The sequence below is a fragment of the Flavobacterium pectinovorum genome, assembly GCF_006438875.1.
GTDB lineage: Bacteria > Bacteroidota > Bacteroidia > Flavobacteriales > Flavobacteriaceae > Flavobacterium > Flavobacterium pectinovorum_A.
Map to the genome: position 1 here is coordinate 138,231 of NZ_RCZH01000009.1, position 14,551 is coordinate 152,781.

17 protein-coding genes are annotated in these 14,551 nt (G+C 33.1%); 10 read left to right on the plus strand and 7 right to left on the minus strand.

Annotated elements, in window-relative coordinates; genetic code table 11:
* The first annotated feature begins 49 nt into the window (after nt 1-49).
* The 4 genes from EAH81_RS14930 (at nt 50) to EAH81_RS14945 (ending at nt 2,875) form a co-directional block, all read left to right on the plus strand.
* Complete coding sequence (locus tag EAH81_RS14930) at nt 50-898, plus strand: alpha/beta fold hydrolase (RefSeq protein ID WP_140508466.1); 849 nt, start codon at nt 50-52, stop codon at nt 896-898.
* A 2-nt stretch (nt 899-900) separates the two neighbouring features.
* The gene (locus tag EAH81_RS14935; RefSeq protein WP_140508468.1) at nt 901-1,374 is read left to right on the plus strand and encodes an RNA polymerase sigma factor; all 474 of its coding nucleotides are present in this window, start codon (nt 901-903) and stop codon (nt 1,372-1,374) included.
* Nucleotides 1,361-1,954, plus strand: coding sequence for a hypothetical protein (locus EAH81_RS14940; RefSeq protein ID WP_140508470.1), 594 nt, complete (start codon nt 1,361-1,363; stop codon nt 1,952-1,954). The genes EAH81_RS14935 and EAH81_RS14940 overlap by 14 nt, the downstream gene beginning before the upstream one ends.
* A gap of 228 nt (nt 1,955-2,182) precedes the next feature.
* Nucleotides 2,183-2,875 (plus strand): zinc metallopeptidase, encoded by a 693-nt coding sequence (locus EAH81_RS14945; RefSeq protein WP_140508473.1) that lies wholly within the window; start codon nt 2,183-2,185, stop codon nt 2,873-2,875.
* Nucleotides 2,876-3,020: 145 nt separating this feature from the next.
* On the opposite strand, the gene EAH81_RS14950 is transcribed toward EAH81_RS14945, so the two are convergent.
* The 3 genes from EAH81_RS14950 to EAH81_RS14960 form a co-directional block, all read right to left on the minus strand.
* A complete protein-coding gene (locus tag EAH81_RS14950) occupies nt 3,021-3,491 on the minus strand; it encodes an Lrp/AsnC family transcriptional regulator (protein WP_041518480.1) in 471 nt (156 codons plus the stop codon).
* Nucleotides 3,492-3,888: 397 nt separating this feature from the next.
* The gene (locus EAH81_RS14955) at nt 3,889-4,638 is read right to left on the minus strand and encodes a uroporphyrinogen-III synthase (RefSeq protein ID WP_072964327.1); all 750 of its coding nucleotides are present in this window, start codon (nt 4,636-4,638) and stop codon (nt 3,889-3,891) included.
* Between the two features lie 14 nt (nt 4,639-4,652).
* Nucleotides 4,653-5,345, minus strand: coding sequence for a DUF4271 domain-containing protein (locus EAH81_RS14960; RefSeq protein WP_140508475.1), 693 nt, complete (start codon nt 5,343-5,345; stop codon nt 4,653-4,655).
* A gap of 107 nt (nt 5,346-5,452) precedes the next feature.
* Between EAH81_RS14960 and EAH81_RS14965 the strand changes: the two genes are divergently transcribed.
* The 3 genes from EAH81_RS14965 to EAH81_RS14975 are packed head-to-tail and all read left to right on the plus strand — an operon-like array spanning nt 5,453 to nt 8,018.
* A complete protein-coding gene (locus EAH81_RS14965) occupies nt 5,453-6,178 on the plus strand; it encodes a polyprenol monophosphomannose synthase (protein ID WP_140508477.1) in 726 nt (241 codons plus the stop codon).
* A gap of 10 nt (nt 6,179-6,188) precedes the next feature.
* A complete protein-coding gene (locus EAH81_RS14970) occupies nt 6,189-7,529 on the plus strand; it encodes a dihydroorotase (protein ID WP_140508479.1) in 1,341 nt (446 codons plus the stop codon).
* 9 nt (nt 7,530-7,538) lie between these two features.
* Nucleotides 7,539-8,018: a DUF4296 domain-containing protein gene (locus EAH81_RS14975; protein ID WP_140508481.1), complete on the plus strand. Its 480-nt coding sequence runs from the start codon at nt 7,539-7,541 to the stop codon at nt 8,016-8,018.
* Between the two features lie 2 nt (nt 8,019-8,020).
* On the opposite strand, the gene EAH81_RS14980 is transcribed toward EAH81_RS14975, so the two are convergent.
* Complete coding sequence (locus tag EAH81_RS14980) at nt 8,021-9,022, minus strand: NAD-dependent epimerase/dehydratase family protein (RefSeq protein WP_140508482.1); 1,002 nt, start codon at nt 9,020-9,022, stop codon at nt 8,021-8,023.
* 222 nt (nt 9,023-9,244) lie between these two features.
* On the opposite strand from EAH81_RS14980, the gene tyrS reads away from it, so the two are divergent.
* From tyrS to EAH81_RS14995, 3 genes are all read left to right on the plus strand, one after another.
* Nucleotides 9,245-10,540 (plus strand): tyrosine--tRNA ligase, encoded by a 1,296-nt coding sequence (gene tyrS / locus EAH81_RS14985; RefSeq protein ID WP_140508484.1) that lies wholly within the window; start codon nt 9,245-9,247, stop codon nt 10,538-10,540.
* 39 nt (nt 10,541-10,579) lie between these two features.
* Entirely contained in the window at nt 10,580-10,783 is a 204-nt protein-coding gene (locus EAH81_RS14990) for a type II toxin-antitoxin system Phd/YefM family antitoxin (protein ID WP_140508486.1), read from the plus strand.
* A 264-nt stretch (nt 10,784-11,047) separates the two neighbouring features.
* A complete protein-coding gene (locus EAH81_RS14995; RefSeq protein WP_140508488.1) occupies nt 11,048-11,392 on the plus strand; it encodes a hypothetical protein in 345 nt (114 codons plus the stop codon).
* Between the two features lie 383 nt (nt 11,393-11,775).
* On the opposite strand, the gene EAH81_RS15000 is transcribed toward EAH81_RS14995, so the two are convergent.
* The 3 genes from EAH81_RS15000 to EAH81_RS15010 all read right to left on the minus strand — a co-directional run bounded on the left by EAH81_RS15000 (nt 11,776) and on the right by EAH81_RS15010 (nt 14,534).
* A complete protein-coding gene (locus tag EAH81_RS15000; protein ID WP_140508490.1) occupies nt 11,776-12,756 on the minus strand; it encodes an acyl transferase in 981 nt (326 codons plus the stop codon).
* 143 nt (nt 12,757-12,899) lie between these two features.
* Nucleotides 12,900-13,238: a T9SS type A sorting domain-containing protein gene (locus EAH81_RS15005; RefSeq protein WP_099709703.1), complete on the minus strand. Its 339-nt coding sequence runs from the start codon at nt 13,236-13,238 to the stop codon at nt 12,900-12,902.
* A gap of 105 nt (nt 13,239-13,343) precedes the next feature.
* Nucleotides 13,344-14,534, minus strand: a complete 1,191-nt coding sequence (locus EAH81_RS15010) for a hypothetical protein (protein WP_140508492.1) — start codon at nt 14,532-14,534, stop codon at nt 13,344-13,346.
* Between the last annotated feature and the right edge of the window lie 17 nt (nt 14,535-14,551).

Consider the following 14,551-nt stretch of genomic DNA (forward strand, 5'->3'; position numbering starts at 1 on the left):
CGTATCCAAAAGGCGAATTAAATCATTTAACAACTTAAAACTATTAAAAATGAAAAAGTATATCATCTTGGTTATCGCCTTATTATTTTCAGCATTATGTTTAAATGTATTTGCACAAACAAAACAATATCCGTTTGAGGTTCTTAAAACCGGAAAAGGAAAACAAGCCATAATTTTTATTCCGGGATTCGCTTCTTCCGGAGAAGTATGGAAGGAGACCAAAGTCAATTTTGAAAAAGATTTTACCTGTTATACACTTACAATGGCAGGTTTTGCCGGAGTCAAACCACAAGAAAATGCAACATTTAAAAATTGGGAAAACGAAATTGCTAATTACATAAAAGACAATAAAATTGTGAAACCAATCGTAATTGGTCATAGTATGGGCGGCGGGTTAGCATTGGCAATTGCAGCTGATTATCCGGATTTGATTAGCAAAATTGTTGTAGTCGATGCATTGCCATGTTTAGCTGCATTGATGGATCCTTCTTTTAAATCAAAAGAAAATAATGATTGCGCTCCAATGGTCACTCAAATGACAACAATGACCGATACTCAATTTTTGGATATGCAGAAAAAGATGATTCCAAGACTTTTGCAGGATACTACAAAAACCGAAATGCTTTTGGATTGGAGTGTAAAATCAGATAGAAAAACTTTTGCCGAAATGTATTGTGATTTCTCAAATACAGATTTAAGAGATAAAATTGCAACTATAAAATGTCCGTCATTGATTTTGTTAGAATCTTATTTTATAAATTTAAAACCTGCAATCGATGAGCAGTATAAAAATCTGAAAACCGGAAAATTTCAATATGCAAATAAAGGATTACACTTTATTATGTATGATGACAAAGAATGGTATTTAGAACAGTTAAGCAATTTTATAAAATCTTAATAATGGTATTTGAAGAGATCTATAAAACGTATTGGGACAGAATATTCAGGCTCTGCATGGGTTTTGTGAACGATTATGATATCGCACAGGATCTGGCTCAGGAAACCTTTGTTATTGTTTGGCAAAAGCTGGACACTTTTAGAAATGAATCAAGTATAGGAACCTGGATTTTCAGAATTGCCTCTAATAACTGTTTGCGACAGATTGAAAAAGAAAAGCGTTTTCTTAAATCAGATTTACCCATTAATCTGACCGAAGAAAAACAACAATCGATTGAACCGCAAATTCAGTTTTTATATAAATGTATTGCCGAATTACCGGAAACCGAGCGTATTGTTATTTCACTGGAACTCGAAGATATTAAACAAGCAGAAATTGCTAAAATCGTCGGACTTTCGGAAGCGAATATACGGGTGAAAATTCACAGGATAAAAGAAAAATTGACTCAAAAATTTAAAGAAAATGGACCACAATAACAATATAGATTTTAAGGATTTATGGAAAAAACAAACCGTAAGTCAGCCCAATATCGAAGATTTATTGACAAGATTAAAACAATTTAAAAAAGCTGGTTTACGTAGTTTATGGATGACCAATATTTTGCTTTTTGCAACTTGCGCCTTTATCATTTTTATCTGGTATTCTTATCAGCCTGAATTTATTTCGACAAAAATCGGAATTGTTTTAACGATTCTGGCAATGGTTGTTTATTTGATCTTTTACAATAGATTGATTTCAATTTATAAAAATATTGTTACGGCTCAAACCAATCAGGAATATTTGCAGAAACTGATTTTAATTAAAAAGAAACAGCAATTTATGCAATCTACCATGTTGAGTTTGTACTTTGTATTGCTTGGAGTAGGTATTGGTTTATATATGTATGAGTACGCCGTTAGAATGACCGCTTTTTGGGCAAGCTTCACATATGGTATAACTTTGCTTTGGATGGGCTTTAATTGGTTTTATATTCGTCCAAAACAAATTAAAAAACAGCAATCCAAGTTGAATGATTTAATTGCCAAATTTGAAGAGGTAAATAATCAATTGCTGTAATCAATTCTAATTTTGAGTTTTAGATAAATTCAAATTCCAATGTTTGTTGGGTTTGGATTTTTAATTTAGAATTTTTGCCGAAGCTCTTAATTAATATCTAAAATTGGGTGTCATTTTGGCATTTTAGAAAAATGGTTCGTAAATTGCTGTTTTCTATAGGATATTAAAGATGTGTTGTAGGACATCTTGTGATTATTTAAGTAAATAACAATTAAAAAATATAAAGATATGGGAATGGGATATTTAATTATTGCCGGCGCTATAATGTTGTTTAGTTGGCTGGTCAGTTCAAAACTGAAAAGTAAATTTGAATTATATTCTAAACTGCAGTTAAGAAACGGAATGAGCGGTGCTGAAATTGCTGAGAAAATGTTGGCGGACAATGGTATTACTGATGTTCGTGTTATTTCGACTCCGGGTCAATTGACAGATCATTATAATCCAAGTGATAAAACAGTAAATTTAAGTGAAGCAGTTTATAATCATCGTAATGTGGCTGCGGCGGCTGTTGCGGCACATGAATGTGGTCACGCTGTACAGCATTCTGTAGGGTATCAATGGCTGACTATGCGTTCGACATTAGTGCCAATTGTAAATGTGGCATCAAATTATATGCAGTGGGTTCTTTTAGCCGGAATTCTAATGATTCAGGTTTTTCCTCAATTGTTGTTAATAGGAATTGTGCTTTTTGCAGTAACCACTTTATTTTCGATTGTAACTTTACCTGTGGAATATGACGCAAGTAATAGAGCTCTGGCTTGGTTGGAAAATAAACATATGCTCACACAAGAAGAACAAGCCGGAGCAAAAGATGCTCTTAAATGGGCAGCAAGAACTTATCTTGTAGCGGCTCTTGGGTCAATTGCAACGTTACTGTATTATATCTCAATTTATGCGGGAAGTAATAATAGAAGAGATTAATGTGCTAATTAGATAATGTGTCAATTAGATAATTAGTCAATTAGATAATTTATAGCAAACCCGATTGGTTTTTAAAACCTGTCGGGTTTTGTTGTATTTATAAATTTGAGACATTATCTAATTTTCTAATTGACACATTCTCTAATTACAATTGAATTTGTCTGTCAATTTGTTGATCCAGCGAAATAAAGGTTTCGGTTCTTGAAACCCCTTCTATGGCTTGAATTTTAGTGTTTAAAAGCTGCATTAGATGTTCGTTATCGCGACAGATGATTTTAATTAAAACGGACCAGTTTCCTGTGGTATAATGACATTCCAGAACTTCGGGTATTTTCTTTAGATCTTTTACGGCTTCAGAGTTTCGGGAAGCTTTATCAAGATAAACGCCAATAAAAGCCATTGTATTGTAGCCTAAGACTTTTGGGTTTACGGTAAATTTTGATCCGGAAATTACACCGGATTGTTCCAGTTTTTTTAAACGCTGATGAATTGCAGCTCCTGAAATCCCTATTTTGTTGGCAATTTGCAAAATTGGTTTTCGGGCATCATCCATTAAATAACGAAGAATTTCTTTGTCGATACCGTCGATTTCAATTATAAGGGAGTTAATTTTCATAAGAGTTGTGATTTGAAACTAATTTTAGTGATTTGGTTTTAGTTAGAAATCAAATTTAAGAATAAAACTTTTAAATGAATACAAATCTGTTGTTTTAAATCTTTGTCAAAGTTTTCAATAAGGAACTTAAGGAATTTTGACAAATGTTTACCCTCAAAGTTATTATACGCATTTTTGTCATCCCGAGGAACGAGGGATCTCCGCAAGTAGCTTGACAAAGATAGGCGACTTACTTTACGGAGTTTCTTGCGGAGATCCCTCGTTCCTCGGGATGACAATGATTGTGTTTAACGATGCTTAATCTCTTAATGGTAGAATCTCGTGTAGTAAAAAGAAAAATTCCAAATCCCAACAAAGAAAGTTGGAATTTGGAATTTTAATATTGTGATTTAAAGGATTATTTTCCTTTATTTGCTTCGCTAATGTATTTTTCTAAAGCCATTGTCATAGAAGGAGTTTCAGGAGTTGGAGCAAGAATATCAATTCTTAAACCATAATCAAGAGCTTCTTTTTGAGTTGTACTTCCAAAAACAGCAATTCTGGTTTCATTTTGTTTAAAATCAGGAAAGTTTTTAAACAATGATTTTATTCCGGTTGGACTAAAAAATGCTAAAACATCATAATAAACATCAGCAAGATCAGATAAGTCGCTCATTACAGTTTTGTAAAAAACAGCTTGCGTCCAATCTACTTTTAGATTGTTTAACGTTATCGGAGCATCAGCATTTAATTGATCAGATGCCGGAAGTAGGAATTTTTCGTCTTTATACTTTTTGATAAGAGGTGATAAGTCTGCAAAATCTTTTGCTCCAACGTAAATTTTACGCTTTCTGTACACTACATACTTTTGCAGGTAAAATGCAACTGCTTCAGATTGACAGAAATATTTCAATCCTTCAGGAACTTTATAACGCATTTCATCTGCTACTCTAAAAAAATGATCTACCGCATTACGGCTCGTCAAAATTATCGCAGTATAATGATTAAGATCGATTTTTTGCAATCTAATCTCTTTTGCATTAACCCCCTCCACATGAATAAATGGTCTGAAATCAATTTTTATTTTGTGTTTTTGTTGGAGCTCAAAGTAAGGAGAATTTTCCACTTTAGGTTCAGGCTGTGACACCAAAATTGTTTTCACTTTCATATTGTAAACTTTTTCTAAGCACTCCCTTTTGTAATCCAATAATAGAGAAAATAATAAGGGGCTATTTCAAGAGCGCAAAGATATAAAATAAAATAAAATAACTTACCGATTATTACGTTTTGATATGTTTTTATTGAAATAAAATATGAGTACAGGCTAATACACAGCGAAATACCTATAATAACAAGGGGTATAGTTTTTGAAATATCATCATAATAGAACAAAACAGCATTAATAGGAAGGATTAAAATGCCAATATAGGTGCGATATGTGACTTTTTGTAAGTTAAAAAGCTCCATGAATTCGTCGATATTGAATGAAGCCGCTACAATTTTTTCAATTAAATATTTTGCCAGAATAAAATAAAGTAAAAATGTCGCAATCTGAACAAATAAAATCCAATCTGTTTTTAATACATTATAAGTTCCCGTTTTGGGATTATGCGAAAATATGTGCATCGTAAGCTGAATAAAAAAAGCATAGGAAATAATTTGCACAAAAAACAAACCAACCGTAAAACTGCTTTTCAAATGATTATTGTCACGATAAATTTTTGCATATTTATCTGAAAAAATAAGCTTGCTAAATTCGCTAAATCTAGTTTCATAAGCTGATTTAGTCATGGCAACAATGGCAAAAGTCAACACAAATAAAAGTGTTGCCCAGTCCTTGTTCTCTAGTATTCGGGGGTGTAGGTGTTCAATCATAACGATCACAAAATTAGTAATTTTTTGTATCAATACTTTTATTATATATTTATTATGAATCAAATGCTATAAAAAGTTTACTTTTGCGGTGAAATTACCCAAGAAAAATGAATGATTGTATTGTCATAATTCCCACTTACAACGAAATTGAAAATATTGAAAGTATAGTTAGAGCTGTACTGTCACAACATAAGCCTTTTCATCTTTTGATAATTGATGATAATTCGCCTGATCATACTGCTAATAAGGTGATTGCGTTACAGGAAGAATTTCCTGAGAGGTTGTTTTTAGAACAAAGGGCTAAAAAATCCGGTTTAGGAACAGCTTATGTTCATGGTTTTAAATGGGCATTGGAACGTAAATATGATTTTATTTTCGAGATGGATGCTGATTTTTCGCACAATCCCAATGATCTTGAAAAATTGCTTGACGCCTGCCATTTTGGAGGTGCAGATTTAGCTATTGGCTCCCGTTATGTTACGGGTGTAAATGTTGTAAACTGGCCTTTAAGCCGAGTTTTAATGTCTTATTTTGCATCAGTTTATGTGAAATTTATAACCGGAATGAAAATTCATGATGCCACAGCCGGTTTTGTTTGTTATAAAAGAGAAGTATTAGAAAAAATTAATCTCAATAAAATAAAATTTGTTGGATACGCCTTCCAAATCGAAATGAAGTACAGGACTTATTGCGGAGGTTTTGAAATTAAAGAGGTTCCAATTATCTTTACAGATAGAACTAAAGGAGTTTCAAAAATGAGCAATGCCATTATTAAGGAAGCAATTCTCGGTGTGATTTCACTTAGATTAAAAAAATTAGTCAATACATTATAATACCACGGTAATGAACAGGATTTTAATAAAGAATGCCAAAATTGTAAACGAAGGATCTATTTTTGAAGGTGATGTTTTGATCGAAAACGACTTAATCGTTGAAATTTCAGATAGTATTAGCTTAAAAACATCCGATTGTATTGTTATTGATGCCGAAGGAAGTTATTTAATGCCGGGCGCTATTGATGATCAGGTACATTTTAGAGAGCCGGGATTGACTCATAAAGGCGATATCGAATCTGAATCCAAAGCTGCTGTTGCCGGAGGAATTACCTCTTTTATAGAGCAGCCAAATACGGTTCCAAATGCGGTTACTCAGGAAATACTTGAAGATAAATATCAAATTGCAGCAGTAAAATCATTTGCGAATTATTCGTTTATGATGGGTGCAACAAACGATAATCTTGAAGAAGTTCTAAAAACAAATCCTAAGAATGTTGCCGGTATAAAAATCTTTTTAGGTTCTTCTACAGGAAATATGCTTGTGGATAACGAAGCGACTTTAGAAAAAATATTCTCAAGTACACCAATGTTAATTGCAGTTCATTGTGAAGATGAAACTACAATTCAAAATAATCTTGCACTATATAAAGAGCAATATGGAGATGATGTTCCGGTAACGGCGCACCATTTAATTCGTAGCGCCGAAGCTTGTTATATTTCATCTTCTAAAGCGGTTGCTTTAGCGAAAAAAACTGGAGCTCGTTTGCATATCTTCCATCTTTCTACTGCGAAAGAAATGGAGTTGTTTACGAATAAAATTCCATTAGAAGATAAAAAAATTACTGCTGAGGTTTGTGTTCACCACCTTTGGTTTACAGATGAAGATTACAAAACAAAAGGGAATTTCATAAAATGGAATCCTGCTGTAAAAACCAAAGAAGATAGAGCTGAACTTTGGAAAGCGCTGAATGATGGTCGTATTGATGTAATTGCTACAGATCACGCTCCACATACAAAAGAGGAGAAAATGCAATCGTATTTGAATGCTCCTTCCGGAGGTCCGCTTGTACAACATGCTGTTATAGCAATGTTTGAAGCGCATCATCAAGGGAAAATTACAGTAGAGAAAATCGTGGAGAAAATGTGCCACAATCCTGCTAAAATCTTTAAAATCGAAAAAAGAGGTTTTATTAAAGAAGGTTATTTTGCAGATTTAGTGATCGTAAATCCAAGTTTACCGTGGAGTGTAAAACCAGAAAATATTCTGGCTAAATGTGGATGGTCTCCATTTGAGAATTATACTTTTAAATCCAGAATTACACATACTTTTGTAAACGGTGAATTGGTTTATAATAATTTTAAAGTAAAAGATATCCGTCCGGGTAAACGATTATTGTTTGATAGATAAAAAGCTGAAATGAAGAATTTTATAGTAATAATGTTGGTTTTGTTTCTTTCTGTAAGTTGTAAAAAAGAGTTGGTCAAACAACCTGCAAAACTTATTGAGAAAGGAAAGATGATTGATATTATGTATGATTTGTCTCTTTTGGAAGCTATTAAATATCAAAACCCGATGTCGGTAGATTCAAATGAAACAAGTCCGACTAAGTTTATTTTCAAAAAATATAAAGTCGATAGTTTGCAATTTGCACAAAACAATATGTATTATGCTGCCGATTATGACAGTTATAAAGATATGTTTGACGAAATTGGCAAACGATTGGCAAAGAATCAAAGAGCAACAGATTCTCTGGTTAAAATTGATGAAAAGAAAGAGGCTAAAACCAAGAAAAATGACTTGAAACAAGCTATTAAAGATCCTGCTGTTGAAAAGTCTTTGAATAAAGTAAATGTAGATTCTATTAGGAGAATGATTAATTTGAATAAAAAAAAGTAATTCTATAATTTCGAAACTTCTTTGATGTATTGATGTACATCTGAAAAAACCGTTCCCAGAGCGGTTTTTATTTTTTCATTAGAATACAGATTTTTAGAATAAGAAGCTTTTGCGGTTGCTTTTGTTAAACGTCTTTTCTGGAAAAATAAAGTCGAAAATATTCCGTCAGCAATCCACAGGAAATTCATGAAGATTGGTTTTGCATGAATAGTTGGTTTCTTTACTTTTAAAACTTCTGCAATTGTATTAAGAATATCTCTGAAAACAATATTATCAGAAATCAATGTAAAGCGTTCGTTTTTAATATCACTGTTCATTAATTCTCTTGCTATTTTGACAACGTCATTGACGGATATAAAACCGGTACTTCCTAAAGTGTAAAAAGAAAGTCCGTTGGCTACTTTTGAGTAAAGTTCAGAACTTCCTTGTTCCTGGCTTTTTGTTTTAGGAATTGGTCCTAAAATTACACCCGGATTTACAATTATAATATCTAAACCTTCCTGAACGGCACGCCAAACTTCCATTTCGGCACCATATTTAGAAATGGCATAATCACTGTGCGGTTTCTCCGGATTCCAATCTGTTTCTTCGGTAATGTATGTTTCATGCGGAGCCAAATCTCCCAAAGCGGCGATAGAACTTACAAAGCAAAATTTCTTTATTCCTTTCGCAAGGGAAAAATTGACCATATTGGCAGTTCCTTCGATATTGGTCTTTCGAAGTGCATCTTCATCTTTTGGATCAAATGAAATTAAAGCGGCGCAATGATAGACATATTCAATATCAATAAAAGCAAATTCTAAGGAAGGAACGTCTAGAATATCGGCTTCAAGCCAATTGATTTTTTCGAATAAATCAGCTTTTTTGTATAATTCAAAAACCGATTTTGTCTTTTGGATATTATTTGGATTTCGGTAAATAGCCCGAACGTTTTCTCCATTTTCAATTAAATGAAGTAATAAATGCGCGCCTACTAAACCTGTTCCTCCAGTTACTAATACCATTTTGTAAATATACCATTTTGGTGTAAAGGTGCAAAGTTGCAAAGGCACAAAGTTGCAAAGGTTTTGATAAAGGTTCAAAGTTACAGAGGTACAAAGTCACAAAGTTTTTCTGTTTACATTGTTATTGAAATTGTTTTTTAAAGCTAGTATTGTTATTTTCATTGAAATTGTTTTTTGTCATTGCCATTGCCATTGATTACATTTGCACAAATTATTTTAAAAATGAAGAATCTAGTTGAAGAATTAAAATGGCGTGGGTTATATCATGATAGCATGCCTGGAACGGAAGAACAATTGCTAAAAGAGGTAACGACGGCTTATATTGGTTTTGATCCAACGGCAGATTCACTTCATATTGGTAGTATGGTTCAGATTATTTTATTGGTTCACCTAAATAGAACCGGCCATAAAGCGATTGCTTTAGTTGGAGGTGCAACCGGAATGATTGGTGATCCATCCGGGAAATCTGATGAGAGAAATTTGTTGAACGAAGAAACTTTGGCTAAAAACGTTGCGGGAATCAAAAGTGTTTTGTCACGTTTCTTAGACTTTAATTCAACAGAAGCAAACGCTCCGGTTATGGTAAATAACTATGATTGGATGAAAGAGTTTTCGTTTATTGATTTTGCGCGTGAAGTTGGAAAACGTATCACGGTGAATTACATGATGGCGAAAGACTCTGTGAAAAAGAGATTAGGTGGAGAAGGTGAAGGAATGTCTTTTACTGAATTTACATACCAATTGATTCAGGGATACGATTTTTATCATTTATATAAAAACAATAACTGCCTTTTGCAAATGGGTGGTTCTGACCAATGGGGGAATATTACTACTGGTACAGAATTAGTTCGCAGAATGGGTGGAGAAAATGCTAAGGCTTTCGCATTAACGACACCTTTAATCACAAAAGCGGACGGATCTAAATTTGGAAAATCTGAAGGTGGAAATGTTTGGCTGGATGCTGATAAAACTTCAGTGTATAAATTTTACCAATTTTGGGTAAACGCAACAGATGTTGATGCTGAAAAATACATTAAAATCTTTACTTTCTTAGATAAGGAAACAATTGATGCTTTAATCGAAGAGCACAAAGCGGCACCACATGTAAGAGTTTTGCAAAAGAAACTGGCTGAGGAAATCACCATTTTTGTTCATAGTAAAGAAGAGTTAGAAAAAGCAATTCAGGCTTCTAATATTTTGTTCGGAAATTCTACTGCAGAAGATTTAAAGCAACTGGATGAAGCTACTTTTTTAGAAGTTTTTGACGGTGTTCCTCAAGCCGAAATCGCAAAAGCTGATTTAGAAAATGGATTGGATATCGTTACTGTTTTAAACGAAAAAACAGGTTTCTTTAAATCAAATGGAGAAGCAAGACGTGCATTGACAGCGAATTCAATTTCTGTAAACAGAGAGAAAGTAAAAGAAGATTTTGTATTGACTGCAAATGATTTAATCAACAATCAGTTTGTGTTGTTACAAAGCGGAAAGAAGAACTATTTTGTGATAAGAGTGGTTTAAAATTGTTTAAATTTACCTGAAATAACAATTATTAAGCTTATGAAGACGCAATTTTTAACAGACAAAAAAGGGAAAAAAACAGCTGTTTTGTTGCCTATAAAACAATACAAAAAGCTTTTAGAAAAATTGGAAGATTTAGAAGATTTGAAATTGTATGATGAAGCTAAAAGAAATGATGGTGGTTTTAAGATTTCTTTCGAAGATTATGTAAAAACAAGAGAGGTAAGGAAATTAAATGTATAATATTGATTCTTAAAAAAGCACAATAAGCTTTATAAATCAGAGTTAGTGATGAAATATTTTTGATAGATGTTATCGATTTAGGACATTGAAAAGATATTTATGAATAATTTCGGTTAACCGATTAAACGAAATAACGATTACTTTAAAATAAATACATCCCAATACCTCGAAAGAGTTGTTGGGATTTTTTTGTAGAGAAATTTTCTGTTGAAAATCAAATAATAGTTTATTTTAGTAAGTTTATTACCTAAAAACTAAAAAACTATGATTGGATTTTTATTTATTTACTGGATCTGGAAAGCATTCACAAATTTGGCTCTTGAATACGGTAAAAATAAGTGGGCTTATTTCTTTTTCGGAATAGCTTCTTATTATGGTGGTACTATTTTAGGAGGATTTCTTGTTGGAATTGTGCTGGGGCTTATTAAAGGTTTTGAGTATGTTGCAAATGAGAATTTTGACAATGCCGGATGGAGTATACTTTATGTTGTTTTGGGTGGTTTAGCCTGCTATGGCACGCATAAACTTCTCGAAAACAAACTAGAGAAAGAAAGAGAGTCAAATAATAAAGAAGGAATAGATAATATTGGTGTAACCGAAGAAAACTAGTGTTTTGTTCAACTGTTTAATCGGTTAATTATTTAATCGATTGCTGGAATCTTATGAAAAAAACTCGATTAAATAAGTTGGAAAAAACGGCATTAGTTGTATGCGGGATTTTTATAATGGGAATGATTTTCGGTTATCTGTCAGGAAGATATAGGTTTAATGACTTTGGGATTTTGTATCATTTTTTCTGGATATCTAATTACATTTTTGTTTTATCTTCTTTTGTTTATGGAATAGTAAATGCAATTTTGATTTTTAAAGAAAATTATAATTGGAAAAGAAAGCTGATTTGGAGTATAACAAGTTTGTTGCCTTTTTTGTATTTCGTAATTATGATGACAATTGGAATGCTCCTTTAACCAATTCAACAAATCAACGTTAAACTATAAAACCATTAGGTTACAACCACGAATATCAGAATTATCAAAACGTCCCAATACCTCAAAAGAGTTGTTGGGATTTTTTTTGCCTAAATCCTGTGTGGCGATAAAAGAGCATGAATTTATATTGGCTAAATCAATAACATTAATTCCGCCTGTTTTTCCATCTTTCACGTAAGTGAGAGCATCTTCAGGATCGCGAACTAAGATGTGCATCCAGGATGGACATTCGAATACGCCTTCGCCTAAAGAATAGGCTTGCGCCAAAAGTTCCGTCATTCCATATTCGGAGTGAATTGCGGTAACGCCGAAACCTTTGCAAAGCTGTTCGTGTAATTCTTCGCGAATCATTTCTTTGCGCTTTCCTTTCATTCCGCCAGTTTCCATAATAATGGTATTCTGCAGGTTGAATTGATGTTTTTCGATCAAGTCTAGTAAAGCATAAGTAACGCCAATTAAAATCACATTTTGTCCTGATTCGTCAAGAGCTGTCAGTTTTTTAATTAAGTCTTCATGATTGTGTAAATAGAATCCGCTTTCAGATTGATTGGATAGTTTTATTAAATCTTCAACCATATAAATAAGCGAAGATCCATCGCGTTCAAGATATGACGGCAAAAGGGCTAAAATTACGTAATCTTCGATGTTTCCATAGAATTGTGAAAAACCATTGCGATAACTTTCCTCATATAGGGAAACATCGGTCACTATATGTCGGCTTGTGATCATTCCTGTAGTTCCGCTGCTGGTAAAAGTAACCTGAGCAGAATCGTTATTGGAAACTACATTATGACTTTTAAAAAATTGAATAGGCAAAAAAGGAATTTGTTCCAATGATTTTACCTGTTGCGGATTGACTTTTAAGAAATCACAGAAATCGCGATATACCTGATTGTTCTCATGCTGAAAACGAAACACTTTTAATGCTATTTTTTCAAATTGTTTATGACTCGAAATGGTAAATATATCGTTGGCTGTGATCAAAACTTTTTTTGTGCAAAGATATTTATTTTTAGTCGCAGTTTTCAGTTTTCAGTGACAGTTTTAACTGCAATCTAAAACTGAAAAGTGCGACTGAATACTGTAAACTACAAAAAAAGCTCCGACAGGAGCTTTTTTTGTATGTTTTATCGAATGATTAGCTTTCGTGTTGCTGAAGCATTTTCTTCGCTTATTTTAATGATATAAACGCCGGGAACTAGATCTGCAACGTTTAATTCTTTTGAGCTTAAATGTAGTTGAAGGACTTTTTTGCCCAGAATATCAAAAATGATGATTTCTTTTTCTAAATCATTTTTAGACGAAATATAAACTTTTCCGTTTGTCACTGGGTTAGGGTACAAGCTTAGACCCTCAATGGTTGTAGACTCTTGAGGTTTTGGTAATTGTTTACTGTCTTGTGCCGAAACACTTAGAGTAAAGAAAAAAGCCAATAAGAATGTAATATAAAAGTAGTTTTTTGCCATCGCATTTTTTTGATTACTGTAAATATACAAAAAAAATTACAAAAACTACGCCAAAAAAAAACATCCTAAGAATTTAGGATGTTTTTAACAATTTAGGATATTTTATTATTTAGTCAAATCTACACCGTCAACTGTAGCCCATGCACCAGGAGTTAAAGAAGCTCCAGTAGCTGTAGCGCTTGTAACGAAATTTCCTGTTGGGAAAACAACAATGATAGCGTCAGTAGCTCCAATTGGGTTAATGTTTGTAGTGTTACTGATTTTAACATTTAAAAGTTTGATTTTTCCAGTTTTAACTTGGTGATCGTTTGTTACACCATCTAAGATGCTAACAGCACTACCTTTGTAAGTAACTCCACCTGGAGTTGTAAAATTACCGTAACCATCAATGATGATGTTACTGTATTCTCCGTTACCTTCTTTTTTGAATTGGAAAGCATCAACTTGGTTATCACTACTTTCAGGAGTGTTACCAGCAGCTCTTTTTAAAGTAATGTTAGAAACTTTTGGAAAAAAAGCATTGTCATTTGACGAAGCCTCGATTTCCATTCCGTAGTTACCTTTTCCAGTTTGGTAAGCATACCAGTTTGTATTTGCTTGACCTTGCCATCCATCTTGCCAGTCAAATGAGTCATCTGTATTTCCGTAAGAAATAGCATTTGTTAAACTTACAGTTCCACCAAAGAATTCGTATCCGTCATCAGCACCCTTGTAAGATACTAAGTGATCTAAAGTTGTTCCTGAACCTACTGAATAGAAAGTAAAACCGTTGTTTTCTTTATCTCCATCAGCTAATTTAGCTCCAGCATATTCTACTCTTGTATATACTAATGATCCACTATTATCAGTTGGATTAGTTCCTCCGTAAGAAATTTTGTTACCATCTTCAGATGTACCAGTAGTTCCACCACCAGCTACTTTTGCAGGAGCGTCACCGTAAACGATAATACCTCCCCAAGAACCTGGAAGTTTAGATTTTTCTGTAAATACAACTGGTTTGTCAGCAGTACCTTTAGTGATTAATTTTGCACCTTTTAAAACAACTAATGCGTTGTCTCCAGTTTTTTTATCGATTGTGATTGTTGATCCGGCTTCAAAAGTTACTGTTGCTCCGGCTTTGATTTTTACAACTCCATTTAAAGTGTAGTTACCATAAGGATAAGTTACATTAGTTGTAATATCACCTTTAATTTCGCCTGTTGCAGGTGGAGTAACAGGAGTAGTATCGTCACTACTTGAGCAAGAATTTAAAAATAAACCTGTAGCAAGTGCTAAAGCAAAAAATTTAGTTTTCATAGTTTTTGTGTTGTATT

Excerpts from the sequence above, each read along its gene's own strand:
- EAH81_RS14930 (WP_140508466.1), top strand. The coding sequence starts at position 50 with ATGAAAAAGTATATCATCTTGGTTATCGCCTTATTATTTTCAGCATTA.
- EAH81_RS14935 (WP_140508468.1), top strand. The coding sequence starts at position 901 with ATGGTATTTGAAGAGATCTATAAAACGTATTGGGACAGAATATTCAGG.
- EAH81_RS14940 (WP_140508470.1), top strand. The coding sequence starts at position 1,361 with ATGGACCACAATAACAATATAGATTTTAAGGATTTATGGAAAAAACAA.
- EAH81_RS14945 (WP_140508473.1), top strand. The coding sequence starts at position 2,183 with ATGGGAATGGGATATTTAATTATTGCCGGCGCTATAATGTTGTTTAGT.
- EAH81_RS14950 (WP_041518480.1), bottom strand. The coding sequence starts at position 3,491 with ATGAAAATTAACTCCCTTATAATTGAAATCGACGGTATCGACAAAGAA.
- EAH81_RS14955 (WP_072964327.1), bottom strand. The coding sequence starts at position 4,638 with ATGAAAGTGAAAACAATTTTGGTGTCACAGCCTGAACCTAAAGTGGAA.
- EAH81_RS14960 (WP_140508475.1), bottom strand. The coding sequence starts at position 5,345 with ATGATTGAACACCTACACCCCCGAATACTAGAGAACAAGGACTGGGCA.
- EAH81_RS14965 (WP_140508477.1), top strand. The coding sequence starts at position 5,453 with ATGAATGATTGTATTGTCATAATTCCCACTTACAACGAAATTGAAAAT.
- EAH81_RS14970 (WP_140508479.1), top strand. The coding sequence starts at position 6,189 with ATGAACAGGATTTTAATAAAGAATGCCAAAATTGTAAACGAAGGATCT.
- EAH81_RS14975 (WP_140508481.1), top strand. The coding sequence starts at position 7,539 with ATGAAGAATTTTATAGTAATAATGTTGGTTTTGTTTCTTTCTGTAAGT.
- EAH81_RS14980 (WP_140508482.1), bottom strand. The coding sequence starts at position 9,022 with ATGGTATTAGTAACTGGAGGAACAGGTTTAGTAGGCGCGCATTTATTA.
- tyrS (WP_140508484.1), top strand. The coding sequence starts at position 9,245 with ATGAAGAATCTAGTTGAAGAATTAAAATGGCGTGGGTTATATCATGAT.
- EAH81_RS14990 (WP_140508486.1), top strand. The coding sequence starts at position 10,580 with ATGAAGACGCAATTTTTAACAGACAAAAAAGGGAAAAAAACAGCTGTT.
- EAH81_RS14995 (WP_140508488.1), top strand. The coding sequence starts at position 11,048 with ATGATTGGATTTTTATTTATTTACTGGATCTGGAAAGCATTCACAAAT.
- EAH81_RS15005 (WP_099709703.1), bottom strand. The coding sequence starts at position 13,238 with ATGGCAAAAAACTACTTTTATATTACATTCTTATTGGCTTTTTTCTTT.
- EAH81_RS15010 (WP_140508492.1), bottom strand. The coding sequence starts at position 14,534 with ATGAAAACTAAATTTTTTGCTTTAGCACTTGCTACAGGTTTATTTTTA.